Annotated in this window: 26 protein-coding genes and 2 pseudogenes; 10 read left to right on the top strand and 18 right to left on the bottom strand. The window is 58.0% G+C overall.

Annotation, left to right across the window (positions count from 1 at the left end):
- Nucleotides 1–266: 266 nt before the first annotated feature.
- Nucleotides 267–458 (bottom strand): helix-hairpin-helix domain-containing protein, encoded by a 192-nt coding sequence (locus tag FA04_RS28765; protein ID WP_034801532.1) that lies wholly within the window; start codon nucleotides 456–458, stop codon nucleotides 267–269.
- 574 nt (nucleotides 459–1032) lie between these two features.
- Between FA04_RS28765 and FA04_RS28755 the strand changes: the two genes are divergently transcribed.
- A complete protein-coding gene (locus tag FA04_RS28755) occupies nucleotides 1033–1299 on the top strand; it encodes a hypothetical protein (protein WP_034801529.1) in 267 nt (88 codons plus the stop codon).
- A 909-nt stretch (nucleotides 1300–2208) separates the two neighbouring features.
- A complete protein-coding gene (locus FA04_RS28750; protein ID WP_335669428.1) occupies nucleotides 2209–2445 on the top strand; it encodes a hypothetical protein in 237 nt (78 codons plus the stop codon).
- A 456-nt stretch (nucleotides 2446–2901) separates the two neighbouring features.
- Here the strand turns inward: FA04_RS28750 and FA04_RS28740 are convergent, their stop codons facing one another.
- Complete coding sequence (locus tag FA04_RS28740) at nucleotides 2902–3213, bottom strand: hypothetical protein (RefSeq protein WP_034801528.1); 312 nt, start codon at nucleotides 3211–3213, stop codon at nucleotides 2902–2904.
- A gap of 117 nt (nucleotides 3214–3330) precedes the next feature.
- Nucleotides 3331–3627 carry a peptidoglycan recognition protein family protein gene (locus tag FA04_RS28735; RefSeq protein ID WP_051659586.1) on the bottom strand — a complete coding sequence of 99 codons (297 nt, stop codon included), beginning with the start codon at nucleotides 3625–3627 and terminating at the stop codon, nucleotides 3331–3333.
- Between the two features lie 190 nt (nucleotides 3628–3817).
- On the opposite strand from FA04_RS28735, the gene FA04_RS28730 reads away from it, so the two are divergent.
- The 4 genes from FA04_RS28730 to FA04_RS28690 all read left to right on the top strand — a co-directional run bounded on the left by FA04_RS28730 (nucleotide 3818) and on the right by FA04_RS28690 (nucleotide 7659).
- Nucleotides 3818–4024, top strand: coding sequence for a hypothetical protein (locus tag FA04_RS28730; protein ID WP_143106294.1), 207 nt, complete (start codon nucleotides 3818–3820; stop codon nucleotides 4022–4024).
- Nucleotides 4025–4361: 337 nt separating this feature from the next.
- On the top strand, nucleotides 4362–4643 hold the full coding sequence (locus FA04_RS28720) for a hypothetical protein (protein WP_051659584.1): 282 nt from the start codon (nucleotides 4362–4364) through the stop codon (nucleotides 4641–4643).
- Between the two features lie 378 nt (nucleotides 4644–5021).
- Nucleotides 5022–6148, top strand: a protein-coding gene (locus tag FA04_RS28705; RefSeq protein ID WP_156553061.1) for an IS3 family transposase whose coding sequence is annotated in 2 segments (ribosomal slippage) — nucleotides 5022–5250 and nucleotides 5250–6148 — 1128 coding nt in all. Because the reading frame shifts where the segments join, the coding sequence is not laid out codon by codon here.
- 1250 nt (nucleotides 6149–7398) lie between these two features.
- The gene (locus FA04_RS28690; RefSeq protein WP_034803529.1) at nucleotides 7399–7659 is read left to right on the top strand and encodes a hypothetical protein; all 261 of its coding nucleotides are present in this window, start codon (nucleotides 7399–7401) and stop codon (nucleotides 7657–7659) included.
- 621 nt (nucleotides 7660–8280) lie between these two features.
- Here FA04_RS28690 and FA04_RS28685 read toward each other — a convergent pair.
- Both FA04_RS28685 and FA04_RS35400 read right to left on the bottom strand, forming a co-directional pair.
- Nucleotides 8281–9723, bottom strand: a complete 1443-nt coding sequence (locus FA04_RS28685) for a DUF1254 domain-containing protein (RefSeq protein WP_034803526.1) — start codon at nucleotides 9721–9723, stop codon at nucleotides 8281–8283.
- A 24-nt stretch (nucleotides 9724–9747) separates the two neighbouring features.
- A complete protein-coding gene (locus FA04_RS35400; RefSeq protein WP_060644034.1) occupies nucleotides 9748–10125 on the bottom strand; it encodes a hypothetical protein in 378 nt (125 codons plus the stop codon).
- Nucleotides 10126–10240: 115 nt separating this feature from the next.
- On the opposite strand from FA04_RS35400, the gene FA04_RS28680 reads away from it, so the two are divergent.
- Nucleotides 10241–10504 carry a hypothetical protein gene (locus tag FA04_RS28680; protein WP_034803523.1) on the top strand — a complete coding sequence of 88 codons (264 nt, stop codon included), beginning with the start codon at nucleotides 10241–10243 and terminating at the stop codon, nucleotides 10502–10504.
- A 55-nt stretch (nucleotides 10505–10559) separates the two neighbouring features.
- On the opposite strand, the gene FA04_RS28675 is transcribed toward FA04_RS28680, so the two are convergent.
- Genes FA04_RS28675 through FA04_RS28665 form a run of 3 tightly spaced genes read right to left on the bottom strand, consistent with a single transcriptional unit; the run spans nucleotide 10560 to nucleotide 11934 of the window.
- Entirely contained in the window at nucleotides 10560–11060 is a 501-nt protein-coding gene (locus tag FA04_RS28675; protein ID WP_034803519.1) for an Hsp20/alpha crystallin family protein, read from the bottom strand.
- Nucleotides 11061–11085: 25 nt separating this feature from the next.
- A complete protein-coding gene (locus FA04_RS28670; protein ID WP_034803516.1) occupies nucleotides 11086–11490 on the bottom strand; it encodes an Hsp20/alpha crystallin family protein in 405 nt (134 codons plus the stop codon).
- Nucleotides 11491–11499: 9 nt separating this feature from the next.
- Nucleotides 11500–11934, bottom strand: a complete 435-nt coding sequence (locus FA04_RS28665; RefSeq protein ID WP_034803514.1) for an Hsp20/alpha crystallin family protein — start codon at nucleotides 11932–11934, stop codon at nucleotides 11500–11502.
- Nucleotides 11935–12461: 527 nt separating this feature from the next.
- Here FA04_RS28665 and FA04_RS36080 point away from each other — a divergent pair.
- Both FA04_RS36080 and FA04_RS28655 read left to right on the top strand, forming a co-directional pair.
- Nucleotides 12462–12784: pseudogene (locus FA04_RS36080) on the top strand (type II toxin-antitoxin system RelE/ParE family toxin).
- Nucleotides 12747–13070: a helix-turn-helix domain-containing protein gene (locus tag FA04_RS28655; protein ID WP_034803512.1), complete on the top strand. Its 324-nt coding sequence runs from the start codon at nucleotides 12747–12749 to the stop codon at nucleotides 13068–13070. Before FA04_RS36080 ends, FA04_RS28655 begins: the two are co-directional and overlap by 38 nt.
- Nucleotides 13071–13577: 507 nt before the next feature.
- On the opposite strand, the gene FA04_RS36075 is transcribed toward FA04_RS28655, so the two are convergent.
- From FA04_RS36075 to FA04_RS28605, 10 genes and pseudogenes are all read right to left on the bottom strand, one after another.
- Nucleotides 13578–13772: a TetR/AcrR family transcriptional regulator gene (locus FA04_RS36075; RefSeq protein ID WP_234798865.1), complete on the bottom strand. Its 195-nt coding sequence runs from the start codon at nucleotides 13770–13772 to the stop codon at nucleotides 13578–13580.
- A 31-nt stretch (nucleotides 13773–13803) separates the two neighbouring features.
- Complete coding sequence (gene istA, locus FA04_RS28645; RefSeq protein ID WP_060644032.1) at nucleotides 13804–15357, bottom strand: IS21 family transposase; 1554 nt, start codon at nucleotides 15355–15357, stop codon at nucleotides 13804–13806.
- Nucleotides 15358–16189: 832 nt separating this feature from the next.
- Nucleotides 16190–16485 (bottom strand): annotated as a pseudogene (locus tag FA04_RS36070) (hypothetical protein).
- Nucleotides 16486–16647: 162 nt separating this feature from the next.
- A complete protein-coding gene (locus tag FA04_RS28640) occupies nucleotides 16648–17730 on the bottom strand; it encodes a nucleotidyltransferase family protein (protein WP_034799904.1) in 1083 nt (360 codons plus the stop codon).
- On the bottom strand, nucleotides 17717–18307 hold the full coding sequence (locus FA04_RS36065; protein WP_234798864.1) for a phosphoenolpyruvate carboxykinase (ATP): 591 nt from the start codon (nucleotides 18305–18307) through the stop codon (nucleotides 17717–17719). The genes FA04_RS28640 and FA04_RS36065 overlap by 14 nt, the downstream gene beginning before the upstream one ends.
- Before the next feature lie 41 nt (nucleotides 18308–18348).
- The gene (locus FA04_RS36060) at nucleotides 18349–18819 is read right to left on the bottom strand and encodes a hypothetical protein (RefSeq protein ID WP_234798863.1); all 471 of its coding nucleotides are present in this window, start codon (nucleotides 18817–18819) and stop codon (nucleotides 18349–18351) included.
- 768 nt (nucleotides 18820–19587) lie between these two features.
- Complete coding sequence (locus FA04_RS28625; protein WP_034799902.1) at nucleotides 19588–19893, bottom strand: DUF1236 domain-containing protein; 306 nt, start codon at nucleotides 19891–19893, stop codon at nucleotides 19588–19590.
- A gap of 1014 nt (nucleotides 19894–20907) precedes the next feature.
- Complete coding sequence (locus FA04_RS35395; protein ID WP_034799901.1) at nucleotides 20908–21333, bottom strand: hypothetical protein; 426 nt, start codon at nucleotides 21331–21333, stop codon at nucleotides 20908–20910.
- Between the two features lie 763 nt (nucleotides 21334–22096).
- Nucleotides 22097–24103, bottom strand: a complete 2007-nt coding sequence (locus FA04_RS28610; RefSeq protein WP_234798862.1) for a hybrid sensor histidine kinase/response regulator — start codon at nucleotides 24101–24103, stop codon at nucleotides 22097–22099.
- Nucleotides 24104–24131: 28 nt separating this feature from the next.
- Nucleotides 24132–25640 (bottom strand): ATPase domain-containing protein, encoded by a 1509-nt coding sequence (locus FA04_RS28605; RefSeq protein WP_034799898.1) that lies wholly within the window; start codon nucleotides 25638–25640, stop codon nucleotides 24132–24134.
- A gap of 98 nt (nucleotides 25641–25738) precedes the next feature.
- On the opposite strand from FA04_RS28605, the gene FA04_RS28600 reads away from it, so the two are divergent.
- Nucleotides 25739–25948: a hypothetical protein gene (locus tag FA04_RS28600; RefSeq protein ID WP_034799896.1), complete on the top strand. Its 210-nt coding sequence runs from the start codon at nucleotides 25739–25741 to the stop codon at nucleotides 25946–25948.
- Nucleotides 25949–26012 lie beyond the last annotated feature (64 nt).

Here is a 26012-nt window from a genome sequence, read left to right as displayed (position 1 = left end):
CAAGTTGCAGCGACGAGAGAGGCTAGAGGTCGGGCGGGCTTGCGCAAAACCGGCGTGCCCAAAAGCCAGGGCTAGACACGCTCCCGAACATGCCATCGCCACCCAGTTAGCGCCCGGATTGGCGATACCACCGCCAGGACGCAGCGGTAGAGGAGCTTTTCCACGCAGGTGAAGAGAATGCTCAAAGTCTTTATAGCCGCGGGCGAATATCGAGAAGTTCAATGAACTGATTTCGAAGGAGGTGGCCCGGTAATGGCTTTCAGGCCTCACGTCTTTGCAGGGTCTCTGCCCAATGCATCACAGATTTTCTGCCACGATTTTGCGCCCATTCCCTTCATCCGCAACGCGTCCGTCGTGGGAACGTGCTTCATGTCATCGACGGTCTCAAACCCCCGTCGTTTGAGCTCGCCGAGGAGCTTTGGGTTTCTCAGCCTCAAGTCTGAAAGCTTCGTGGTCATGCCCGCATCAGATCAGGCTTTCGCCCGACGCGCAATTTGTAGGATTCTCCAAAGGGCTCGGAATTTGTCGCCGCACGTGATAGTCTTAGAACGAGCCCGAGTGATCCCTTTCGCCTGCTCGGGCTTCTTGGCACAGCACACAATTCGGCCCCGCACTTTGGGGCCATTTTTTTTTGCGAAGGCAGGAACTCAATAACGCCGTCGGCGTTTCTCGCCTGTGGCAGCCCTGAGTCCCCCGATCAGGATGACGCCTTCACGATCCGCCCGGATCTGAAACTCATGAAAGTGCCCCATGGCCTCGCTCTCCCCGGCGAGGCCATACTTTTTGGCGGGGACCGCTTTGCTCCTCTGAGGAAGCGCCTTTCCCACCCACCCACAATCTGGCATTGTGCGCGGCCGAGAGGGGGAACCTCATGTCCTACGATTGGGAACGTACCAGGCGTCGACGGTACAGGCACGCGCGGCTCGGGCTTTGATTGCCTTAGCAGCATGACTGGTCGCTCTCGCTTCAGCGCAATAGCCTAGCGGATCTCCCGAATCCCTACCCTTCCTGCTCGATCAAAGGAGGATTAATATGGCCCAAAGCAAGCCGCGAAAGATGAAGCCGAGCGAAATACCGGATTTCGTGTCTGAGATTATTGCGGCCGGTTGCGATATCACCGCCATAGGGCATGACAAGTACGTACTTGGTGATATCGAGGAGCAGGATGCAGCGCTTGAGGATCTTGACCGGATCGGCGACAAATTCGGCGAGCGCGATCACCTGAAGCTGCAGATCGTCGCCTATCTCTGGTCCATCGGCCGATACATAGAACTGGAGATCGAAGGGACGCGGCATTGACTGCGTCCTAGCCAGTGGTAGGGACAACAGACAAGCAGCGCTGTGTATATGAGGAAAATGGACTTTTCGTCATATGTGCAATCGTGCATTGTGCGCCACCGAGAGGGAGGCACTGATGTCTTACGATTGGGAAGGGGCAAGACGACAAAGGTACAAGGGCGCTCGGATTTGGCTTCTGATCGCCTTGGCCGCTTGGCTTATCGCCCTCGCGTTAACGCCATAGCTGGAACGAACCAATGGCCCGAAAGATCGCCGTCATCGCCTGCATTGTGGCTACTGGATTAGCTCTGGCGAGCTGTGCGGGTCGCTCTTGCCGGGATTGGCCGGGCACCTGCATTATTCGGTGATGGCGGCCCGAAAGATGAAATCCCCCGCAGCGCCAGCAAAGCAGTTCGCGCCCCCCAAATTGATTACGCGACTACCCCTTTCGCATGGTTGCGATCGGTCCCCATTTTTGCGACGATACAACCGTGATCGCGCAACAGAAATAATCCATGGTTGTACTTCTCATTGCCGTGCGATCACTGAATTAATGTACGCATTGCGTTTTTTATGGTTTGACGACCTTCCACGATGAAGCCCCGCATCCCCTGCGGGGCTTCATTCGTTTAAGTGCGTGCGAGTAGATGACGCACACGCTCTTTCGTGGCCCGTTGGCTGCAATTTGGGGCCATTTTTTTGCAGAGACGGAACTCAGTACCGCCGTTTGCGTTTCTGGCTTTGTGGAACCCTTTCCCCGATCAGGGTGACACCTTCACAATCCCTCCGGAAGTGAAGCTTGCTCAGTGCCGATGGCCTCGTCGCCGCCCGACGGGGCCATTTCTTTTCAAGCCCCCAAAATTTCCGGGGAGTATTCTTGCTCCTGTCGGCCATGGCAGGTCTCGTCATAACGTCAACGGAGGACCTGACATGACGGAGAATGACCGCCGCCAAATGAACGCCAGCGAGACCCCCGCATTCGTCGTCGACGTGATCGAAGCCGGGTGCAACATCTGCGCAGTCGGGCATGAAAGCTACGTGCTCGGGGATATAGACGAGCAACATGCCGCGATCGAGGAGCTTGAGCGGATCAGGGAGAAGTACGGCGACCGTGATCCGCTGAAGCTGGAGATCGTCGCCTATCTCTGTCGATCGGACGGTTCATAAACGTCGCCCCTGCGGGAACCAGTTATAAAGCCCCCGTAACAGGCTTCCCTACTCAATTTGGAGTAAGTGAAATCGAGCAGTGGTTGCGGTACGGTCACTACGAGAAGGGCATCCGTGGGGAGGGAGAGTTGCCGTTCAAGCCAACGTGGGCGTGCTGCCTCGGCCTACTATCCGGCGCAATTGTGGGTTATCTCACTGGCTTCGGCGCCGGCATGGGTATGCCCGAACTGGGAACGGAACTTGTCGGGCTGATTGGCGCTGTTGCCGGAGGCGTCGGTAGCTTGGTCGAGCCGGCTCCCGAGGATGAGAGACGGCCAAGATGATGCTTTCTGCTGGTTCTTCGGGCCAGATAGGTCAGGACCCCGGCAGGCCGATCGTGAGCGCGTAGAGCGCCAGATAGCCGTACCAGGGCGTGCCCTCGGGCATGAACGCCAAGAGCTTTCGAGATGCTACCCATTATTGTGCTTCCTTCAGTGCGAGAGATATGGTCGCGTATGCGGTCGCAGCGACGACGAGCGCGTTGGCAGCCGTGACGCTTCCCGGATCGGCGCAGCTGACGCGAACGCCGTCGTAGGCGGCCTTTTCCTTGGCGATGGTCGAAGCCTTGATGTTGCCCGAGACCGAGGCCGCGATGAACGCGGCGTGCGCCGTCTCGAGCAGAGCGCAGGTCTTCGGAAGGCTGGTCTTGATCGCAGTGTCGATCGAACCAGTGGCGGTGCAAGCGGACAGCACAAGGGCCGCCGCCGATACGATGATCAGCGAACGCATGTTCGTTTCCTTCGATGTTGGAGAGGGTTAGAGGCGTGCTTTGACGTCGGCGCGCATCTTATCGCCGCATGCTTTGGCGCCGATGACGTTCGTCGCGAACGGGAGCCGGGTGAAATCCTACTTCCCGGCCTGTTTGATGCCCAGATTCGTTTGAACCTCGGCATGGGAAAGGATCGTCTTCGAGGTGACCGGGATTTTGTAGAACTCGGCCAGGTGCGCGATGACGTCCATGGCGCAATGCCACTGCGTTTCCGTCATGGGATATTTGCCCGCATGGGATGGACTTTCGATCGCGCCGGCCATGCAGGCCAGCGAGACGCCGATCGAACCGGTGTTGCAGCCCCGCGTATGGGCGGCGTAGTCGTCATCGGCAGTGCTCACGTTGTCGGCGATCGTGTGATCACCGCGGACCACGTTGCCGGAGCCCTCGACGATGAAGTAGTAATGCTCCTTGTCGAGATCGGATGCTCGATAGGCGCCGGCGCTCCATTGCCGAAGCGAACCTGGGATCTGGATCTGGTATTGATCGTTGTCGTGAACAGTGGCGCGTTGCTGGCGCCTTGCTATTTTTCACGATTTGACAGTGAAGGGCCCGAATGCCGACGTGAGTGTGACAAAGTTCGACCAGATGGTTTCGGACCGGCGAATGCCGAGGCCGAAGCGCATCGATGGTTGTGTGGTATGGGACCGGCTGATGATCGACGCGGCGTTCTCCGATTTGCACGACGAGAACCATAACCGTATTGATGAGCTTCTATCCGGAGCCGCCGATCGCCGAGCGACCGCGTTCGATAATGCTAAGAAGCGTTAGGGCATTGATGCCGTCGATTTGGCTCTGTTCAGGCGCTCACTAAAAGGCGCGCGCCTCGCATAGGCGAGCAACGTCGTTCTGTTCATCGGGTTTTCCTTCGGTTGGGAGAGTGATAAATAGTTGTGGTGTATGCGCGGAGGCAGCCGTGGATTGCTCAGACACCTTCGATATTCAGTGCCTGACGGGCAGTGGGCGGGAGAGGTTCACTTTCGCTCAGATGGAGACCAGGGAGCGGGTTCAGCGCACCCATTGCGGCGCTGCCCGCAGCATGCAAAAAGAAGACATTCTGGAAATCTGTCGTGACGCGGCAAATATGACGCGACAAAGGCTGTGACAAATGTCGTTGGTCAAGCTCGGACGGGCGCGGCTCTCCTTGGTATTGCCTTATCACCGTGAACAGTTGCGAGCAGCCAGGAATCCGACTCTGTACGATCTGTTCGAGTCCTACGCGTTGGCCGCGCAGACCCTCGACAGACTGCTGACGGAGCACCGCCGCCGCGAGGAATTGATCAACGAGTATCAGGCGCTGTGCCTGGACATGCAGGCCGAAGTCATCGCGCTGCTGAAGCAAATTGAGCTAGCGGCACCTCAATCCCGAACCCGAGGTTTTGAAGGATAGCCAGCCCGCCTCCAGAGGTGCATACTCAGCCCATCGCCGGACTGTAAAACAGCCTCTGACAGCCGACATATTTCTCGGCACAGTAAGGAAAGTGAGTGCCTGGCGCGATATGCGCTCAAGTTTTGCATGAACGGCACGGGGGATGCGTGGGAACTTGAACAGAGGCTCAAGACCGTTTGTGTGTTCGTCAATCGTCCGCCGCAACCTGCCCCTCGCGACGACGAGTTCTCGGCTTTTCTGCCTGAGCTACTGGCATGGGCGCGCAGCCTAACGACCTCACCGGTTGAGGCGGACGCTCTCGCCGAACAGACACTCGGTTTGAATAGCACCGAGATTTGTAGACGCCTTCTTTCCTAATTTTGAGGCAAGAAGAGCATCATGAGCAAATCGAATTTCAGCGAAGAGTTTAAGCGTGACGCGGTGCGCCAGATCACGGAGCGAGGCTATCCGGTTGCTGAGGTTTCGCAGCGTCTCGGCGTCAGCCAGCATTCGCTCTACGAATGGAAGAAGAAGTTTGCTGCGTCGAACGCCAAGGGCAACGACGAGACCGAGGAGATCAGGCGGCTAAAGAAGGAACTGGCTCGCGTTACCGAGGAGCGAGATATCCTAAAAAAAGCGGCCGCGTATTTCGCCAGGGATGCAAAGTGAAGTACGCGTTCATTGCTCTGCATCGCTTGCAGTTTTCGGTGCGGACGATGTGCCGCCTTCTGCGGGTTCATCCCAGTGGATTTTACACCTGGCTGAAGAACCCGCTGAGCAGGCGAGCCAACGAGGACAAACGACAGACCGATCTGCTCCTGAAGGCATGGGAAGAGAGCGGGAAGGTCTACGGTTATCGCAAGCTGCACGACGACCTTCTCGATCAGGGCGAGATATGCTGCCCGAACCGGGTTGCGCGTCTGACCCGTCTCGCCGGGATCAAGGCGCAGATTGGCTACAAACGCCGTCCCGGCATCTATGGCGGCAGGCCTGCCGTCGCTATCGACAACACGCTCGACCGGCAGTTTGACGTAGCGGCTCCGGACAAGGCCTGGGTCACGGACATCACCTATATCCGGACCTGCGAAGGTTTTGCTTATTTGGCCGTCGTCATCGACCTCTATTCCCGCCGGGTCATCGGCTGGGCGATGCAGAGCCGCCAAACCACGGACGTCGTATTGCAGGCTCTGCTCATGGCGGTGTGGCGACGCAAACCGAAGGACAAAGTGCTGATCCACTCCGATCAGGGCTCGCAATTCACCAGCATGGACTGGGCCTCGTTCCTCAGGCACCACAATCTGGTTCACTCGATGAGCCGACGCGGCAACTGCCATGACAATGCGGTGGCCGAGAGCTTCTTCAATCTTCTGAAGCGAGAGAGGATACGTCGCAGGGTCTACCGTTCACGCGATGAAGCTCGCCAGGACGTGTTCGACTACATCGAAATGTTCTACAACCCGAAACGCAAACACGTCAGGAACGGGATGCTGTCACCCGTCGAGTTCGAGAAGCAGCAGAAAATCTAACCCGAGGGTGTCTACGAAACTCGGGGCTATTCAGTTACGCCATCGAGCATTTCGACGAGTTTCGCAAAAACCCCGATCTACGAGAGTGGCTCGTCCGGCTGATGATGGAGCGTCGCTTTGGCCGCGGGAGTAACCGGCGCCCACATTGACGTGAAGCAGAGCCGAAAGGCGCTCGCGCTATGGTGATTTGCATGCGACCGGAGGCAGTTGATATGTTGTATTCACGATGCGATAAGCTGGACCTGTAGGGTGAAGCGAAAGAGTTCTGGGCGCTTCACCCTTTTTTTGTCTCGTAGCCTTGTCAGCGAAAGACGCGGCAACGGCTTGAAACGCCCCCATGATCACGTCCGTGTGGAAACACTAAATTAACCCGCTCCCGCGCAATCTACGGTCGGTTGCCATTGTCCCTGCACGTTACAACTGGCACTCAGAACCGCAGCCACCGACCTCGGGGTTGCGGTTTTGCCGTTGGGCGCGGGGAAAAATCGGCAGGAGAGCTCGTCGCTTTAGCGAGGTCGCTCGCAATTGAAATTTCGATTTAACCCTTCCTTGGCTGCGCCATCTTAGATTGCCCTGAAATGGGGGAGAAAATGCAGAAACTCAGAGAACTAGGACGGCGCCGTTTATCGGTGAGACTACCGAAATTCCGACGGGCGCTCGAAGGTGATGTCTGTCCGGCGGAGCTGGATGACCTTTTCGAGGCGTATGCACTCGCAGCCGAACGGTTAGAAGAATTCCGAGAAGCAGAACAGCCAGATCAACGTCTTGTATTCGAGTACGAGGTGGCAAGCAGAGGGATACAAGAGGAGGTATCCCGCCTCCTGACTGCTATCCAGGGCAATGCCGCGAACACCACCATTCCTGTTGCATCGCTCCGAGACGCAAAAAGGCCCCAGAGTCCCACGAGGGTGATCCGGGGCCTTTCCGTCTGAGCGTTCGACTTCTACAGACACAACATTTTACGCCGCCAACCAGTTGGGACGCAATCGGTACGCTCGGTCAGTGTCAGGGGTTTGATCGCCCATAGACTGCAAGCTCAGGGTCAATCGTTAGATGCTCTTGCCGAGCGGCCTCAGGGGCCTGGTTCGTTCGGTATGCCTGAATGAGCAAATGCCGATCGTCGTTCAATTCAGGCGCCTGCTCTGTCGGACGCCAATAGAGCAAATCAAGAACGGCCTCGCCGAGATCTCGCATATGAATAGACATTTGATTCCTCACCGCTTGGTCGGGGGGATAACGCGCGAGCACGAATGGGGTTTCACGACATTCCGGTTGCCCGACGAGGCATCGCGAACCCGCTAGCGGCGATGGCGCTCATCGGATTTACCTCTTTGTCAGGAAAACGCGCCACCATCCACGCACGGCATGATGCCGGCTGGGGGAACACGATAGGCTATGATTGGGATGGCGCTCGCGGGCGCCGCATGAAGATCGCGCGAATTGGAACGGCCGTCGCGCTAGCGGCCCTGCTGGTGTCCGTCGCGACCGAGGTGGTGACCCGATCGCTGTAACCGTTATGCGGGTTGGCCCACGCCGCCCGGCGCTATGAGAGCCTCGAGGGCTTCAATCCGAGCGACGAGATCCGTCGTCTGCGTAGCAAGAGTTTCGATCTGCGCTCAGCAACTCTATCGGATGCCACGCTGCTGTCATGGCCGAGGAGCAGGTCAAGACCATCGCGATCGGACCCGACTGGGCAAGCAGGCGCTGGACTTTCCCTTGTCCTGTTTTGTCGCAGTGCCGTCGTTTGGCACGGTTGTAATTAATGCCCGCTCTGCACATTTACCGCTTGCCCAAGCCGCACGGCGGTAAGTCGGCTGCGGACTCTTCGCCTTGATGAGAATCGAGCGAACTTTTGTGCCCACCGTTTATTAAGCGAGTACGGTAATAAACAAAACTTCCGTTTCGTTTATTAAGAGACGGTGCGATTTAACTTCAGCGCAACAATCGACTCAGGAAGGCCATGGACAGCAACGATTCCAACACCAACGGGCGAGTGGACCGCTTTGTGGAAATCGCTGTCGGTGGTGAACGAGTCGCGGCCGAGATAAACACCGTGCTTTTTCAAAGCTGCGCCCGTTGAGGCTGCAACTGCCAGATCCCCGGTTACGGCCGATTCACTATGGCCTTGGACGTCAACCCGTCTTCGTCGCCGCCGGCAGAACCCACGATCCGTCGAGGATCGACGGGTTTCCTTCCTTCGGCCAGTACAGCCGCATCATCAGGATAAACTTACCCTTCGGGGAAGGCAGCCAGTTTGACTCCTTGTCTGCGCCAGGAGATTCGTACTGGATGTAGATATCGGTCGTCCCGTCAGCATTGGCTTTGAGCTCCTGACGGGCGCTAATTGAATAGCGGTTCAGCGGGTTGTCCACGAAGAAGTATCCCGCGTCATACATCGTTATCGACCAGAACCCGTTTACCGGAGGCAGATGTCCCTTGGCAAAGTTGATTACATAGTTTTCCGAGCCGTTATAGTCGCGAGTAAAAAGGCCACTGCCCGACTTCGTACTCGTTGGATAAATCGCATCCTGAGGGCGATTGGCGCCAAGTCCGATGGCGGTGATCAGAGCGCGTTGCAGATAATCCGTACCATAGAGACCGGTTTTTGTCGTGTATGCCCACCCGTTGATGTCCTCGACGTCGCCCCCGCTATCCTTGAAGTGCAACATAATTCGCGCGTACGCAATCTGTGGAAGCCGCTTCTGGAGGACGACATCGAGTTTGCTCTCGTCGAAATCCTTGCCAGGAACAATCCCTATGGTGGCCAACTGCTCCAACAATGGAGCATCGGCCGCGGCGGGGGGATTAGTCTTCAGCAGGTCGCAGAACAGTTTGAAGTAGGCGACCGCATCCAGCGCGTTGACCTGCTCACGAACTGCAGTCTTCATGTCAATAGCTGGATCGGTCTTGCCGGCAGGTGGGGTGTAGTCCGTCCCGAAGCCACTCAAGGGAACGAGCTTCACCTCATCCTGAAGCCTGTGGACTTCGGCATAGTCCTCAGGCGTTCCGGTGCAATAGATACGCCCGAGCAGCCACACCATGCTGGTGGGTGATTTGTATTCAGTCACGCCTTCAGGCAGCGCCCCCGTCCAGCCCGGGCCGGTGATCGCATATGTCTGCGCACCCGGTCCCGTAGTTCTCTTTCCGGGTACTTCAAAGACGTTGGTCCAACCATCGAGCATCGGGAAAAGCGCATAACGATCGCCAAGATCTGGAAGGCTCAAGACATAGGGTTCCTTGGCGACATCAAAGAAAGCATAGGTGTAGAGAGTATCGGCATTAGGAGCGGTCACGTCGCGAAACGATGCGTCGGGGTAGGCGCGCAGTCGACCAATCTGGCCCATCGGCGCCTTCGTGCCTTGGGGTTCGGCGACGTTCGTGATCACGCGCCGCGTGTACTCCATGGTGACTAACGGATAGGCATAAATGTAAGCTTCAAGTGCTGTCCAGAAGTCTGTCCGTCCTAGCAACTCGTCGCCAATCGATCCGTCCTGCGCAACAGCGGGTCCCGCAATCATCCCCATGGCTAGTCCCGCACAGGTCGATGTCGTAAATGCCCGACGCGAAATATTCATGTTCCCCTCCGAACAGGATGTGTATTAGCGGCGAGATGCTAACTCATAACGGGAGGGAAATCGAATCCGAAACTTAGCGTGGAAAACGACCTGGCTGGGCCAGAGATCCGCAAGCGTGCCATACACAGCGACTGCTGATTTGACGATGCTGCCACCATCCCGACTCAACACCCTGACCTGATCATCGGCGGCGTGATTGTCGCCGTAATCATCGGCGCATACATCTATCGGGAGGAAACGAAGCCGGCCGACGCTGCATTTTGGTTTCATCAGAATGGTGTGCCCGTTCAGGAAAACGGATGTTGGAGACAGAGGGAAGAATTGGCAGTTGAACTCGCGTTCATCAGGCGTTTCAATGGTCGCGACTTCACCCCTTGATGCCTTTAGCACATCGATGCCCACGGGTTCTGGCGATTGCCATCCCAACGGCGCCACGCTGACTGTTTAAGAAGGGTACTCTTCGTGGTATTTTGCAATTCGAGCCTGCACCAGGGACCCGTGTGACCGGAAGAGATCGATGAGCGGTGACAATTCGCCAATCGTCTCCGAAGAGGAGATCGCTCTCTACGATGCCATCGAACGAGCGATCGCGAATGTTCGCGCGGCTCTTGTTGAAATCGATCGCGCTTGGGTTCGCATCACTGCGGAACGGCCCAATCCGACTGCCGCTGCTTTCGGCGCTCTGGATAGGGCAGACGAGATGCTGACCGTCGCCCGAGCAGATCTCGCCCGCGCCCGCGCTTCTTTGATGGCCTATCCACGGACGAGACCTCTGCAGTAATCGCTAACATATGCGGCGGTTTCGCCCGCCGCATGTCACGACCGTGAAGTCGATGTCAACTCGCCTTCACCTCGATCTTCCTAACACGCGACAACGCTTCCTCCGTTTTTGGAAGCGTCACGGTCAGGACGCCGTTCTTGAACTGGGCGGCGGCTTTGTCCGCGTCGACGCCCGATGGTAACGGGATCGAGCGGTAGAACGACCCGTAGGAGCGTTCCAACAAGTGATACCCCTTCTTGCTCTCTTCCTGCTCACTTTTCTTTTCTCCTTTGATCGTGAGCGCGCTGTCCGTCAGGGAGACATCGACGTCCTTCTGGTCGATTCCAGGAAGCTCCACCGAAACCTCAATCGCACTCTCGGTTTCGGTGACGTCCATTCGCGGCCCGCCGGTATCCCAGCGCCCGAAGGCACCGAACGGTTGATCGAGCCGCTTCCAGAAATCTTCGAAAATACGGTTCACGTCGCGCTGCAAGGAAAAGACGGGATTTCCCTGGTCTGACTTCGCAATTTCGCTTCCCTTGTTACTGCCCCAGGGGATCAGATCTCTAATCTGCATGGTCAACCTCCTTTCTCCGCACGAATTACGCCATCTTCAGCTTGATCTTTCTCGCCTTTGCCGGCGCGACCTTGGGCAGGACCAACCGCAGGACGCCGTTCTTCTGCGATGCCTCGATACTGTCCCGATCGATATCTTCGGACAGGGTGAAGACGCGCTCATAATTGCCCGCGCCGTATTCGGCATAGATTTGGCGATAGTTGTCGTGCTGTTCGTCCGTCGCGTAGCCCCGAATCGCCAGCGTCCGCTTCTCGAGTGTGATGTCGACACCCTCTGAAGCGACGCCCGGCATGTCCACGAGAACAACGACATTGTCCTCTGTCTCATAGATATCGGTGCGCGGGGCAAACACCGGGCGCGAACGGGTCGGTTCGCCACCGTCAAGCTTGCTTGGAGCCCGGCGTTCAGTCGTTTTCAGTTCCTGAGCCATTTTGGCCTCCTATCCTTTGATCTGGATCTTCTTCGGTCGATCCGTCTCGGGCCGGTGTAGTTCGACTTCAAGAAGCCCGTTTGCGAAACGCGCCTCGACCTGTTCCGGATCGACGCGGAAAGGCAATTGCACCGTTCGAGAGAAGTTTCCGTACACTCGTTCGCGCCGGTGCCAGACGGATCTCTCGTCCTCCGTCGGGGATCCGCGTTCGCCCCTCAATGTCAACGTGTTCTCGCGAACCGTCAGATCGACCTCTTCAGGCGCGATCCCAGGCAATTCAGCAGTCACCGCTACGCTGCCCTCACCCATCCAGAGGTTGACGGGTGGAAACTCGTGGGCGGCTTTGGCAGTCATGTCGGACAAACGCTGATTCATTTCCTGCTGCATTCGCCGCATTTCCAGAAATGGGTCGAATCCCATGCGGCCAAAATCCGATATCAGCATGTGCATCCTCCTTCGTTTCATAATCAGCCGTTGTTGTTGCTTAAAACGCGCCAAGTACGTGCATGCCGGAGGCCGCAGGATCGGAGACGGACGGAACTGACGATCAGAAGACCGAGACGGTCGATCGCACAACAGCTACGCAAGGGGGTCGGGCAGACGCCGGACCATATCCTCCTTGCGAAGAGATATGAACCGAACCAGTCCAACGCATAAATGGACCATCGTTCCCGTGCCAGGATCCGAGAGGGCATCCGGCAAAAATGAGGTAGGTGAGAAAAGCGCGCGTTTCAAGGGCCGACGTTGCTTGAGAGTAGGACACACGGGAGATGGTTGCGAACCACTACGGCCGTTCCTTGCCGCAGGACGACGCGGCGCTTGCTGCCAGGATCTTGAACCAAGGGTGGGAGGCGGCAAGTCTCCGCGATTTTTCCCGACAACTTGATAGGTGTAGCACCTAGTGCTATATGAAGCGATGCAGACGGACTTTCAGAACAGCATGATTTTTCAAGGCAGCGAAGAAAGCGCGGATCTCAGACAAGGCCCTCCGCAAGGCGATTGAGCAGGCCGCGCGCACAGGCTGACGATCTCGGTGGCGGCGTGTTCAAGAAGCGCTCAACGATAACCTGCACCGTTCGTTCGTTCTGGCGAAACCCGGTGAAGGTTGTTCGCCTATCTGTTCGCGAAGAAGGACCGCGCAAACATCGATGACGACAAGCTCCTGGCTTTTCGGAAGCTCGCCGAACTCTAGCGGCGCAAGACGCAGGCGGAGCTTGATGCCGAAATCGGGACCGGCGCCCTAGAGGAGATTTGCAATGGCGACCAAGCGCAAGTTCAAGAGCGATGTCTTTGATGCGATCCATAGCGCCGTCGAAGACATGTCTGCGGCAGGTACCATCGACAAGGAAACCATGAGGACCTTCGATGAGACTTGCCTGTCCATCCCCCAGGAAATGACGCCGGCTGAGATCAAGGCATTACGCGAGAACAATCATGTCAGCCAGCCAGTCTTCGCGCGCTATCTCAATACCAGCGGGTCCACCGTACAAAAGTGGGAAACCGGCGCCAAGCGGCCGAGCGGCCCCGCATTGAAGCTGCTCTCGATCGTCCGGAAACACGGTCTCGAAATGCTGTCTTAGGAGACGGCGCTGCGGACTGGTCGTGCGGCCTTCATGCAGCGCCTACGTCTCACCTGCCCGGCCGCGCCAGGGATCGGGCGCACCCTGCGTGCCCTCCTGAGAACCTTGTCAAAGTTCATCGTCCTTTCCCGGGCTTTGCGACAGGAACGTTACCCAGCTTTGTGGGGGCCATCAGCCACAGCCTTTACGATGAGTGACGTTAATACGGACGTGGCGATTTGCTGGGATATCGCCCCGGCTTGTGCCTCGGAGGCAAGGGCCTCCGCTGCGCCTAGAAGACCGACGCACACGGGGCGCAAGTGCTCATCTTCTAGGCCGGAGAACGGCCGAAGCGCGTCACACATCAGCTCGACGTATACGTTGAGCATGAGCCGTTGCTATGCGGCCATCTCCTCTGTCCCTTTTAGTGCGGCGGAGATTGCGAGAGCTTCTGGACCAAACTGGGCAAGGCACTTGAAATACGCATCGCTGATGACGTCAGCTACGGCGGTGAGGTCAGTTGGCGCTTCACGGAGAGCAGAGCGGAGCCAGTGGACAATAGTTGTCCTCCAACCGCTTGAACAGCGCCACCAAGAGGCCGGCCCGGGTAGAAAAGTGTTCGTAAGCAATTGGGCGACTGACCCCTGCTTTTCCGGCCAAGGTCCCGAGCGTCAGTTCATCCGCACCCTGATTGCGGACGATTTCCATCGCGACATCGAGCATCTGTTGTGAGCATTCAAGTGTCTTCCTTTCTTCACTGGTAATAGGAACTGCCGCGGATGTTGCCATGCGGCGGGGCTGGCTTGACCGGCTCGGCGGCTGGTGGAGCTTGATCGAGGCCGGATTTGAGGATGGTGCTGACGGAGGAATAGCTGGTCGCATTGATCATCAGCGCCCGATCGCACGCGGCTTCAAGACGCTCAGGTCCGTACCGGCGCGCGAGTGATAGAACGCCTTGAGCGGCGCGGTATCCCTGCTGGGGATGGGGCCTGTCGCGCATCAGCCGTTCGATCAGGATCGCAGCGTTGCGGCCAATCTTTGCGGCCTGCTTGATCAGGCTCGCCGGGGTGGTGTTGGCATAGTGCTGATGCGTCTTCGGCATGTGTTCGTTGACGGTGACGTGACCAGCCCGCTGCGACGTCCGGCGGTGACTGGCGACGCGTTGGTGATCATGGAAGACCTCGACGATCCGGCTTGTGAGCCGGACATCGACCTGGCGGCCAATCAGGCGGTGCGGCACGGAGTAGACGGCCTTATTGACCTCGACATGATAGTCGGGATGAACCTTTGCCGATTTCCATTCGGAATATTCGAATGGCGTTGCTGGCAAGGGGGCGAGCGCTTCGCGTTCGATCGCCTCGAAGAGTTGATGTCGGGATTTGCCAACACGCCGCATCGGCCGGTTATTGAGATCGCCGAGGAGCTGGTTGATCCGCACGTTGAGATCAACGAGGCTGAAGAAGCGCTCATTCCTCAGTCGCGCCAGGATCCAGCGCTCAACGATCAGAACGCTGCCTTCGACCTTGGCTTTGTCCTTCGGCCGTTTTGGGCGGGTCGGCAGGATCGTCGTGTCGTAATGTTCGGCGAATGCCGCAAAAGTGGCGTTGATGGTCGGCTCGAACCACAAGGGCTTGGCAACGCCGGCCTTGAGGTTGTCGCAGACGATCGCTTTCGTTACGCCCCCGAAGAAGCTCAAAGCCCGTTGCTGACCCTCGATCCAGTCTGGCAGCCGTTGAGTGAAGCTCGCATAGGCGAAGGTGTACAAAGAGGCCGGCAGAACCGCGACGAAGATCTGCGCCGGCCGGATCTCGCCCGTCGCCGGATCAATGACGGGGACGGTGTGACCAGCATAGTCGGTCTGCATCGCCGCGCCAGCGGTGTGGCGATTGCGGAAAGTGGCGCTGGCGCGCTGTTCGAAAGCGGCGAAGCGCTCACAGAACCAAGTGTATCCATAACCGTTCGGGTGCCGCTCGCGATATTCCTGCCACAACAGCGTCAGCGTCACGCCCTTTCGCTTCAGTTCACTGGCGATCTGGCTCCAGTCGGGCGCGTGCATATCCTGGGGCGGGCGGCCGCGACGATGGAACAGGCGACGCTGCAACACAGCGTCCTCGTCAAGCCCAGGCGGCAACGGCCAGCCCGTCAGCCCGGCCTCACGCGCCCGCAGCAGGTAGGTCGAAATGGTCGTTTTGCTGATCTTCAGCCGTTCCGATATCGCACGAACCGAAAGCCCCTGTTCGTGCGTCAGTCGCAATATCGATCGAATGTCCTTCACGTCAGTAAGTCTCGCCTGCTTCCGTCTCGCCATTCCCCGCACCCCTCTCAAATCGGGGTCCAGAATGGCAAAACGGCGCGTGCGAAAGTCGATGTTTTAATCGCCGAAAGACTGTCCGGGATTTAATGGAAACCCTATCCGCGAATTACCGAAACCCGCAAAGATCCGCTTCCAGTCGATACATCATGCGATTTGGAAACCCAAAACGTAAATTTACAGCAACAAGCCGTAGCCGGCTCGTGGGAGCCCGGTCTGTCCGCCCCCTAAGGCGACGTCCACGCTTAAGGCTGTGACAGGCTCTGACGCCGCCTTGCACTTGGCAATATGCTGTCCGGTATGGTCTCTAGGTTCGGGAAGGACTGGTGGCTCTGTACTGGATGAAGCGCGCGCCCGTATCTCCTCACGCTAACGGCGGGAGGAGATACGGGCCGTCTCATTGCCCTCAGCGTCAGTAACATTCCTGGGTGAGGCAATAGGCGGGGTCAGATCCTCACTTCGTTTGACAGCCCGCTGAGTCTGCGAAATGCAAGAGCCCGAGGTCGCGCTGGAATCCATGCCGCAGGCGAGGTCGGGTCGTCGAGGACCTATTCCCGTACCGGCTGACGCTTAGGGCGCTCCGCTGTCGCTCCTCCGTGCAGACCTAACGCGAAGCGGACCGTTTCGCGCGCGGAGGCCAAGGGTGAACGCGACTGTCGGGGGGCAGCAGCTTGATTCTCGTCAGCGGCGCGACAATCGCAAGGCCGCCGTGCGGATATCTACAAACAGGACTTGGACATAGATCCGTTCAAGGTGAGCTCCCGGAGCTTCCATTGAGTTTCGGCTGCTTCTCATGTGGTGAGCCACTGGGCGACGAGCCAAATGTGGTCTAAGGGCGTCCGTTCATTTTGCTGCTGCTCTGCGATTGACCGGCACCCGGTCCTCCGCGCGAAACACCACGCCCGTGGCTACTTCCTCTATTTGTCGAACTCGGCCCGTTACCCCAACCATTGTTTCCTTTGCTGCCGCCACCGCCACCACCGGAAGAGGCAATCGCTTGCGACGTCAGGCTGGTTGACAGAAGCATTGTGACGACTGGTGGGTTACGACCGCAAATCGACCGCAGCTCTTCAGAAACTCGCGCCGATCATGGTCGCTTCGTGATTGGTTGAATTCTTCGGCCATCTGCCCTCCCACCCGTCCAACGGATGTTAGATATATTAGCACTAACTACTTTTACATTAAAAGCTACGAGTTATCCATATATCTTTAGATGTAGCTGGGGTGCCCTCCGCATATGCGCCCGAGGTCAATGCTCGGTTGCAAACTCGAAGGCTTCCCAATCGGCTACAGTTTTCCGGGAGGCTTGGCGCGGAAGTTCCGCCGCAATTCGCGAGCCTTTCGCACAAGCTCCCGGCGCTTAGAAGGATAAGGCTCGCCCCCAAAACGATCCCAGGAGCGATAGTGGGCAACTTCCGAGATGAGAGTCAGGAGCGTGAGCGGAGCCCGCAGGTAGTCACAGCCGAGCTGAAGTCGCCGCCGGGCAAACTGGATCCTGGCCGTCGATCCCACTCCCCTAATCGCCGTTCGGTCTAGGCCGAGAAGCGCGGCAGCTGTTACGATTTGGGTCTCGACCGCGTTCCTCTCATAGCCGCTCGCAAAAAGCGCTCTAAGTCCGTTCCAGTCGACCGAGGACGCGCGGGCGAGCGTTGCTATGTCCAGCAGATGGCGCAGGTCGAGTAGCCCGCGCCAATAGTCACCATCTTGAAACTGATCGTGAAGAATGAAAAGAATGATCTGCGCAAAGGCCGTTGGAACGCGTACACGGCCTCCGCCAATATCGACCACGCAACTATCGCCACAAAGCCATTCCGCGTCTCCGAAGGAGGCCGGCCCTTTCGGTCGACACTGAAGATCAATGCTTCCGACATCCGTTGGACGGATCAGGACGACTGGGAGATGGTATTCCGCATTCCCTGGCCAGGAACCTTCACCGGAAGATAGCGCAACCTCATATCCCTGACGGCACAGTGCGTTTGATGCCTCTCGCATATCCTGGGGGCGGACAAGAATGTCCAAATCGGTCAGAAGCCGTGCACCAAGCGCTTCAGGGACAGCACTCGCAAGGATGGCTGTCCCCTTCAGCACGATGGGCTCTATACCGATCTCGTTCAGCGATGCGGCCGCCTCGCCCAGCTGAGCTTTCAGTCTGCAATTTCGGTCAGTGTTCCGCCGATATATCATCGATAGATAGTTGGAGAGATCCTCCGGCAAGTGCGGGTTGGCTTCCTTCACCGCGCCTGCAAGTGAGGTGATCGTCAGGCTTCTGTTCGCAAGGGCTACGATCCCGTCCCAGTTCGCCTCTTTCGGTATGTGCCCGTTGAGGCAGGAGGCGAGCGTAACCAGATCGCGCCAACTATTGCCTGTCATGAAGGCGCCTCAATGTCTCTACGGCTCTGTCGAGGGAAGAGTAGGTAAGCTCGACGGTGCGCGCCTGTGAAACCATATCGAGGAGCCGCTGAAACTGCGGCAAGGCGAGGCGACGCTCTGGCGTGTGCGCACCGGCCAGTAGTTCCGAAAGGGCACGCATGGGCTCAACGTCGCAAAAGACTGGCCCGGTGCGACGACGGCGGATCAGCACGACAGCTTCAGGCTGAACCCGCACGCGTGCAGCATAGGGCAGCCCTGTCGGATAGCGCACACGCTTATTGTCGAGCCGACTATGGATTGGCGCTGCCAGAATTGCATCTGACATGTGGCCGAGCAGCCCCCAAGACCCCTGCTTCAATGCGGGCGAGAAGGGCACTCCCACAAGCAGTCCATCCTCATCCATCAGCGCGATATCATCTCCGCCGTAGGTGAAGCCTGCCGCGAGCAATGCCACGGCGAGTGTCGTCTTGCCGGCCCCCGCCGCGCCACATATCAGGAGGCCTTTTCCGTTCTTGACGAGCAATGCCGCGTGAAGTGCGACATTCAGGCCAAGGTTGGCAAGAATGTCGTCTGCCACAAGCGCCTTGATCGCTGGGGCAACCTCCAAGTCAGCGAGAATCATACCCGAGGAACGATGTCGGCTGATGCATACGCGCTCGCCAAAACGCGCCACGTCGTACGCAGCCGTGTGTGACGTAGCGGCAGCAGCCCCATTGTGGGCGAAAATCGGGACAACGAGGTCGCGAAGCTCTCGATCATAAAAGGCGAGCGATACGGCGGTACCTTCGAAATCAAATGTCTGGTGTCTAACGCAGTGCCCTCGTTCTCATCAAACATGATCTCCAGCAGATTCCATCGTGACAAATGGGCCAGATAGTCTTGCACCGACGCGTGCGCACGCGCTCGGCTTACGCCCCGGGCCACCAGGGCGCCTTCCAACTGATGCGCCGGCGCGGCCTCGGCGAGGAGGCAGGTAAGAAAGGCGCTCAACTCATCCAGTTGGAAAATCTGCTGGGACGCTTCGTCAAAGATAGTCTTCCGTTCCCCAAGCAAGAAGAAACTCTCACCGGCGGAGAGGCGGAACTTCATCGGCGCTTCTCGTTCGCTAAAGACAATTGAATCCACATTCTAGTCGAAAAAAGGGTTGCAAGAGCCGAGCGCCCTCAATCTCATGAAAATAGTCGCTCATCTGTGAGCGTGAGGAGGACCACGACCTCTGCCTGCAAGTCCGAGCCTCTACGCGCGCCGGGTACTCCTGCATCAGGTCGTCGAGAGTCGTCGCGGCGAGCCCGTACGCCTCGAAAAAATCTAGGAGGCAAGGTTCTCTGGCTTGGCGCAGCTGAGGGCGATACCGAGGTAAAGCCATCCCCAGACGGGCTCGACCTAAATGCATCAATCTCATGGTTGCTCCCTCGCTAAAGCTCAAGGCTATTTTGACGTTGGGGCGGGGGGGGGAGAAGGATGGCACTGGTTTGGTGAGGATCGTTCGAGAGCGCGCTGCCCACGAAGAGATAGGCTCCGATGACAACTATCGCCAAGAGCGTGATGCCGATCGGCAACCCTCTAGACAATTTGCGCGGTGGCTCGCCGTAGCAGTATGGTTCGTACATTCTCGATCCTCCTGTCGGCAACGACACCAGAACGAACCGAAGGGCGGGTAGGCTGCCTCGGCGTCGTTGTCGCTATGGAGCACTGGATGGATTGTCCACAGGCTAAAGCTAAAATAACGCGACGATATGGGACCGCTACGGATTAGGACCTTTGCGGCCAGATCATGGGACTAAAGTCCAATCGCCGTTCTTCCTCGCGTAGCTCGCGAAGACGTCCCTTCCCCGAAAGGAAGGGACGTGTCTTCAGTCATTCGATAACGCGAACGATCTTGCGAGTGCCTGGATCTACCAGCACGGTGCGATTATCGATGACCACATAGCGGTATTTGATGTCCGGCGCATCAATGGTGTGCAATTCCACCGTCTCGGGGAGTGCGGAGCCCACATTCAGCTCAACGCCCGGAAGATTGATGGAAGCGAGGGGTTTCTTCTTCACGTATTCGCGAACGACCGTTTCCTGCTCTGGCGTGACTAGGACCGTTTGAGCAAAACCAAAGCCGGAAGCCCCGAGCAGAAACAAACCTGCAAGGGCAGAACTGACAACCTTCTTCATGTACGTCTCCATCTGTTTTGAATTCCCTGCTCTCAAAGCGGGAACACTTTGCAAACGTTCTTGGGCAATTAGCGTTCCAGGGTCAGACTTCAGTCGCACGCACTTCGACTTAGGTCTTGCCCCCGCCCAGACCATAGTCTGGCTTGAATCGGTTCAACGAGGCCCAAGCAGTTCCCTCCTCCTCCTCTTTTGACCCTGCAACGCCGCGGTGCAACGGGCCGCCGCGAGGTCCTGAATGGCCTTCGAGGTGGCACGGCTATCGCCTCACCATGCTGAAGCGGGCAACGTGAGGGCAATCACCCGTGGCGGTCACGACGACGAAAAGTTCGGGTCGCCGAGCCTCGCGAGTACGGCCATCTGGCGAGGCGGTTGTTCTCGACGACCAGGGTCCGACTTCGGCCTGCTTCAGCGCAGCGGTTGGCAGGCATCCGAGCCTGCACGATGCCGCCGAAATCATCTTCTTTGCCTTCGTTGTTCCGCATCTATCTCGGGATGATGCCACTTGCCGAACAACAGCAACTGCTCATAACCGATCGTCTCTGGCAGGACTGGCGCGATCCGCTTCTGCAAGGAAATGCACGCTTACGGCGCCGAGTTCTTCCGCGCCGCGTGCGAACACGGGCACGAAGGGATCAAGCCAAGCAGGGGGACCCGCCCTATCGATCGGGGCGCTGGCCGGAGCGTCAGAAGATTAAATGCGTGCCTCGCGACACCTTTGTGATCGGAGGTTATGGGGGCGCGACAGTAACTGGCGCCATTGACCGACTGCTGCTGGCGGCGAAGAAGGGCGCGGAACTTGTACGGTGCCGGATGGAACAAGGAATCCGTGCAGCTTCGCGAGCCTCTCGACATCATGCCGGCGATCCGCCCGCCAGTTGTGCTGAAACGAAGGGGCGCGCCATTTCTGCTACCTATAGCTGTCGCTGAAGCATGGCCCCATGACCGCAACCTGCGTCATCCGTCATTTAAGAGGGTCGGCGAGCGAAACGATACGTTTACCAGCTCAATCGATCTCTACCGCGGTCGACGCCCCAGGCGGAGCTCCACCATCAGACGCACCAACCATCTTCTGACATCCGAGGTCGCAATAAATTCTTCTACATGTTCGATCGCGTAATCGAGCGTTTGTTCAGTCAGGGCAGTCGCCTCACTCGGCGAGGCAGTCAGGCTCCGCGCCCATGCTGACAAATCAGGCAACAAATCTACTACGCGGGATTTCCCGTCGCCGCTCATGGGGAGGCTGAACTCCTCCAAACGCGTTTCGAGTTCCCGCGCATCACGCGTGCCGCTCATGAACAATTCAAGGGTGTATCGGGCCAGCCACTCTCCCTCGTCGCTTTGGCGGTTTATCGCGCGAGCACTCACGATCTTCTCATAGACCGTGGCAATTACAGTGAAATCTTCAGGAAGTATGTATCCGGATTGTTGCGGAACAAACATGGCGCAATCTCCTCCAGTTGGGGCGAAAGCGCTTTTTGATCTTCCAGCCGCCGGAGCCCTTCTTAAAGTCCAGCGATGATCACATTGTGCGCCTCTGAAGGCTCAATTGAAAGTAACTTTGACATATTGAGCGGAATTCTGGTTTTCTGCTTTCGGATTTCAAGTTTCCGGCAATCGTACTGCCTTTGACAATGCCTCTTTGTTCGCGGCCGGCCAGAAACGTGTGTAGATCCTCAATCGCTGCCAGTCCTTGCCCAACCACCCGTCCAAGTTCTCGGGCGCCCAGGCGTTGGTTTGACCCTTGTGGCGCGAGGCACGCACTCCGAGCAGGAAGGCCGGTCCGCGCAGGCTCAACCTTCCCAGCGCGATGGATGCGCGCGGGGTAACAGCGATGACAATGAGGTACGACCGGATCAATAAGGCAGTTCTAAACGCCGCCGCCAGCGGCCTCTTGCTTCGGCGCTGGGTAAGGTCCTGCAGCAAAACACAGAGCACTCAGCTGCTTCGCTTGCCGATCCCTTTGCGGGCTTTCTGATGGATGAGTTTCGTGGCGGCGTCAGCGACGAGGCGGAGCTATTTGAAGAAGCGATGGCGCGTGAGGGTGTCCGCCACGGCCGGCATCCGTTCGTTGTCAAACCGCCCGCAGTCGCTTGAGCTTGATCAACTAGAAGCAATGGCGCGCCACCCAAGCTGGGGTGGCGTCTAACAAGAGGACGTGACGATCGGCACCGTGCCAAAGCCATTCATAACCTATCGCGTTGGTCTAACTTAGACCCCTGAGGACACTCTCGATCTCCACGGCGAGTTGTTGCTGACTGTAGGGCTTTGCGAGCCTCGCCACGTCGAAATCGATGCCGGGTGGCAGCTCGGCATATCCCGATGCAATGAGAATCGGAAGATCCGGAAATAGGTCCCGCGCGGCATTTGCGAGGTCTCCCCCCGTCATTTCCGGCATAGAATAATCCGTGATGAGCAGGTCGAAGCGGCCATCGTCCTTAAGATGAGCGAGTGCCTCCTTTCCAGAATGCGCCTCGACGACCTCGTGGCCCAGATCGACGAGCATGTCGACCGAACTCATGGCGATCAGGAAATCATCGTCCACCAGAAGAACGCGTAGCGGTTTTACCCTTTGGTCCGGTTCCGAAACCTCTGTGTCCTTTGACACAACTGGGCTTTCGTCCGAAACCGGAATCCAGAGCTCGGCTCTGGTGCCTTTCCCTGGCGTGCTAGTGAGCCGCAGCGCTCCCTGCAACTGAAGGGCGAGGCCATGAATCATCGACAAGCCCAAACCCGTCCCCTTGCCAAGTTCCTTGGTCGAGAAGAACGGCTCTATCGCCTTTTGCAGCGTGTTGTCATCCATGCCGTGGCCCTCGTCGGCAACGGAGAGCACGCCGTACCGACCCGCCGCGAGCTCGCCCTCCGGCTTCGCCACATTCTCCACCTGAAGCGATATGCAGATCGTCCCGCCGTTCGGCATAGCATCTCGGGCATTCACCACGAGGTTGAGAAGGGCGAGCTCCAACTGGTTGGAGTCAGCAAGTACCGGATCCATTCGATCGGGAATGCGAATTTCGATCACAATGCCCGTGCCGACTGATCGATTAAGGAGATCCGTCATCTCCCTCACCAACTCGCCCAGATCTACTGGATCTACACTGAGGTCCTGCCGGCGCGCGAATGCCAAAAGCCGCTGTGTTAGCGACGCACCGCGCTTTGCGCCCTGAAGCGCACCATCGATCAAACGCTCGGCTTTCGCGTCACCACCAGTGTGTTTGCGCAGGAGCTCCAGGTTTCCTAGCACCGCCATCAAAAGATTGTTGAAATCGTGAGCGACTCCACCTGTCAGCTGACCGATAGCTTCCATCTTCTGGGCCTGCCGAAGCTGCGCCTCGGCACGCTCGCGCTGGGCCACTTCCGCCATGACGGTTCCGTGAGCCTTGTGCAGTTCAGCCGTCCGCTCGGCGACACGCTCTTCAAGGATCTCGTTCAATCGCTTTTGCTGCTCTTCGGACGATACCCTGGCGGTGATATCAGAAGAGACGCCAACCAACTTGACCGCGTTCCCTCTCCGGTCGCGATAGAGCTGCGCGCGCATTTCCGCCCAATGAATGGACCTGTCGGGCCAGACGGTACGATATTCGATTGCATAGTCGGCCCCGCTCTCGATGGTGGCCTGCATCGCCGTTTTCATCCTCTCCACATCGTCAGGATGAGTAGCGGCAAGGAGGTCGCCATAGGTGAATGCCCCGCCAGCGCTCCTGCCGAACACCCCCCGACAGGTGATCGATGTGGTGAGAGCATAGGTGGTGAGGTCGAGTTCCCACGCACCCAGATGGCCTGCCTCAAGCGCCGTCTTTAGCCGCCGTTCCCCCTCGTCCAGCGCCTCGATCCGGAGTCGAGCTTCGTACTGGCGTCGGCGGCCCCGCAGCGCCGACCTCGCAACGCTGATGAACGTCGTGGCATGAAATGGTCGTTCTACAAAGCTGACGTTCCCCAGCACCTCCAACAGGCGGCTCGCGGAAGGGTTACGCTCAGGCCCACCTCCTCGATGGGTCAAGATGATAAAGGGAAGGTCGGACCAGCTCGGTTGCGATTTGATCCACGCCGAAAGTGGGCGAAGGTCGGCCGAGCGCAAGGCCTCCTCCGTCACGACAGCAAAAGCAACATCCTCATCCAGAGCCGAGACGAAAGCGGCAACGTCCTTGCCGATTTTCGGCCGAATGCCGGCTTCCGACAAAAGCGCGGCCGCGATCTGCGCGTCCCTTCCCAAAGGGGCATGGATCAGAGCAATGGCGTCTCTATTTGGAATCGTCCTCGCCCTCACTTGACTTCAGCAGCGGTTGGTTTTCACCGACAAAGGTCGGGACGCCGCGTAACACGCCCTGGAAATCCGAAAGAGGATCTCCAAGCGAAAGGCCGCCCTGGCCGATCGTAAACTCCCTTATCGTGTCCTCGTGTTTGCCGGTCCGCTTTTTCACGACGGAGATCGCCCTCCTGACCTTGCCGACCGCCTCGAAGTAGCGCAGCAGAACGACGGTGTCGGCGAGATAGGTCACGTCTACCGGCGACTTCATGTCACCGACCAGCCCATGCTGCGCCACCGTTACGAAGGTGTTTGCGCCCTGGCGGTTCAGATACTGCAGCAGCTCGTGGATGTGGAGGACGAGCGCGCTTTCCTCCGGCATGGAGGCCTGATAGCCGTTGATGCTGTCTATGACGACCGTCTTTGCGTCAAATCTGGTAACGTGCTCGCGCACACGCTGGGCGAACTCGCCAGGTGAAACCTCAGCTGCATCCAACTGCTCGATGTGAATCGAGCCGTCCCGCTGGTAGTTTTCCAAGTCAAAGCCAAGGTCTTTCATGCGCCGGAACAGCAGCCCCAGTTCTTCATCGAAGATGAAGAGGGCGGCCTTTTCGCCACGCTTGACGGCCGCTTCGACGAATTGAAGCGCAAAGAGACTTTTACCCATGCCCGCAGGACCGATCAACAGCGTGCTCGATCCCCGCTCGATGCCGCCACCCAGCAACGCGTCAAGTTCAGCGATCCCGCTCTTTAACGTAGAGCGCTCGAACTCCGTGCGGTGCTCGATCGCTCGCAATCGCGGAAAGACGGAAACACCTCCAGTCTTGATGATGAAGTCGTGATAACCACCGCGGAATGCCTGACCGCGGTACTTGGTAATCCTCAGGCGGCGTCTTTCCGAACCATAGCTCGGCGCCAGTTGTTCAAGGTGAATAACCCCGTGCACTACGCTGTGAACCGTCTTGTCGAGACTGTCGGAGGTCATGTCGTCGAGGAGCAAGACCGTGGCGCCTGTAGACGAAAAGAAGTGCTTCAAAGCCAGAATTTGCCGGCGATAGCGAAGGGAGCTTTGGGCAAGCAGCCTGATTTCCGACAGGCTGTCGAGCACGACGCGGTTCGGCTGAACCCTTTCGAAAACCTCAAATATCATTTTGGTGGTCTCGCCGAGTTCCAGATCCGACGAGTAGAGCAAGCTCTGCTGTTGTTCGGCGTTCAACAGGCTCTCAGGCGGAACGAGCTCGAATATTTCGATATTTCTATGGATTTCCATCCCGTGCGAGAGCGCACTGTCGCGTAGCTCATCCTCGGTCTCGGACAACGTGATATAGAGACATTTCTCACCGAGCGCGGCGCCCTGCTGAACAAACTGCATGGCGATCGTGGTCTTCCCCGTGCCCGGCGCCCCCTCGAGAAGGAATACGTGTCGACGTGACAAACCGCCCGAAAGGATGTCGTCCAGCCCTTCGACACCTGTTTTGGCCTTCGACATAACGCTTGTGTCCATTTTTGCCCTCCGTTGATCACAGGTAACTAGTGTCGAGCGGAGCGAAGGCAACAGGCGAGTCGTCACCATACGCATGACACCTACGGCTGAACCGAGGATTGGCGACCACGATCATGGCGCCGTATCCGAACCTCCCGGTTGTCCTGGCGACCGGCTACGCGGACGTCGAACGCATCGGCGCCACGTCACGTTTCCGGCCACTTGCAAAGCCCTATGCGCGACGGCCGCTCGCTGAGGCTTTGTCGGCAACGGCCGTGAAGGTTGAAACCCTGCCGGCATGCGGTTTCTGCGAAACCACCAATATTTAAGCGATATAGAATGCTCTGCGCATCGGAAATACCCACCAGCATTCCGGCCGTGCACACTGGAATC

It is taken from the genome of Ensifer adhaerens (assembly GCF_000697965.2).
Taxonomy (GTDB): domain Bacteria; phylum Pseudomonadota; class Alphaproteobacteria; order Rhizobiales; family Rhizobiaceae; genus Ensifer; species Ensifer adhaerens.
Note: the sequence above shows the minus strand (reverse complement) of the source record. Positions and strands in the feature narration are given on the sequence as shown.

Bases quoted from the DNA above. Each gene is read 5' to 3' on its own strand.
- FA04_RS28765 (WP_034801532.1), bottom strand. From the start codon at position 458: ATGACCACGAAGCTTTCAGACTTGAGGCTGAGAAACCCAAAGCTCCTC.
- FA04_RS28755 (WP_034801529.1), top strand. From the start codon at position 1,033: ATGGCCCAAAGCAAGCCGCGAAAGATGAAGCCGAGCGAAATACCGGAT.
- FA04_RS28750 (WP_335669428.1), top strand. From the start codon at position 2,209: ATGACGGAGAATGACCGCCGCCAAATGAACGCCAGCGAGACCCCCGCA.
- FA04_RS28740 (WP_034801528.1), bottom strand. From the start codon at position 3,213: ATGCGTTCGCTGATCATCGTATCGGCGGCGGCCCTTGTGCTGTCCGCT.
- FA04_RS28720 (WP_051659584.1), top strand. From the start codon at position 4,362: ATGTCGTTGGTCAAGCTCGGACGGGCGCGGCTCTCCTTGGTATTGCCT.
- FA04_RS28690 (WP_034803529.1), top strand. From the start codon at position 7,399: ATGGGGTTTCACGACATTCCGGTTGCCCGACGAGGCATCGCGAACCCG.
- FA04_RS28685 (WP_034803526.1), bottom strand. From the start codon at position 9,723: ATGAATATTTCGCGTCGGGCATTTACGACATCGACCTGTGCGGGACTA.
- FA04_RS28680 (WP_034803523.1), top strand. From the start codon at position 10,241: ATGAGCGGTGACAATTCGCCAATCGTCTCCGAAGAGGAGATCGCTCTC.
- FA04_RS28675 (WP_034803519.1), bottom strand. From the start codon at position 11,060: ATGCAGATTAGAGATCTGATCCCCTGGGGCAGTAACAAGGGAAGCGAA.
- FA04_RS28670 (WP_034803516.1), bottom strand. From the start codon at position 11,490: ATGGCTCAGGAACTGAAAACGACTGAACGCCGGGCTCCAAGCAAGCTT.
- FA04_RS28665 (WP_034803514.1), bottom strand. From the start codon at position 11,934: ATGCTGATATCGGATTTTGGCCGCATGGGATTCGACCCATTTCTGGAA.
- FA04_RS28655 (WP_034803512.1), top strand. From the start codon at position 12,747: ATGGCGACCAAGCGCAAGTTCAAGAGCGATGTCTTTGATGCGATCCAT.
- FA04_RS36075 (WP_234798865.1), bottom strand. From the start codon at position 13,772: ATGCTCGATGTCGCGATGGAAATCGTCCGCAATCAGGGTGCGGATGAA.
- istA (WP_060644032.1), bottom strand. From the start codon at position 15,357: ATGGCGAGACGGAAGCAGGCGAGACTTACTGACGTGAAGGACATTCGA.
- FA04_RS28640 (WP_034799904.1), bottom strand. From the start codon at position 17,730: ATGACAGGCAATAGTTGGCGCGATCTGGTTACGCTCGCCTCCTGCCTC.
- FA04_RS36060 (WP_234798863.1), bottom strand. From the start codon at position 18,819: ATGAAGTTCCGCCTCTCCGCCGGTGAGAGTTTCTTCTTGCTTGGGGAA.
- FA04_RS28625 (WP_034799902.1), bottom strand. From the start codon at position 19,893: ATGAAGAAGGTTGTCAGTTCTGCCCTTGCAGGTTTGTTTCTGCTCGGG.
- FA04_RS35395 (WP_034799901.1), bottom strand. From the start codon at position 21,333: ATGTTTGTTCCGCAACAATCCGGATACATACTTCCTGAAGATTTCACT.
- FA04_RS28605 (WP_034799898.1), bottom strand. From the start codon at position 25,640: ATGGACACAAGCGTTATGTCGAAGGCCAAAACAGGTGTCGAAGGGCTG.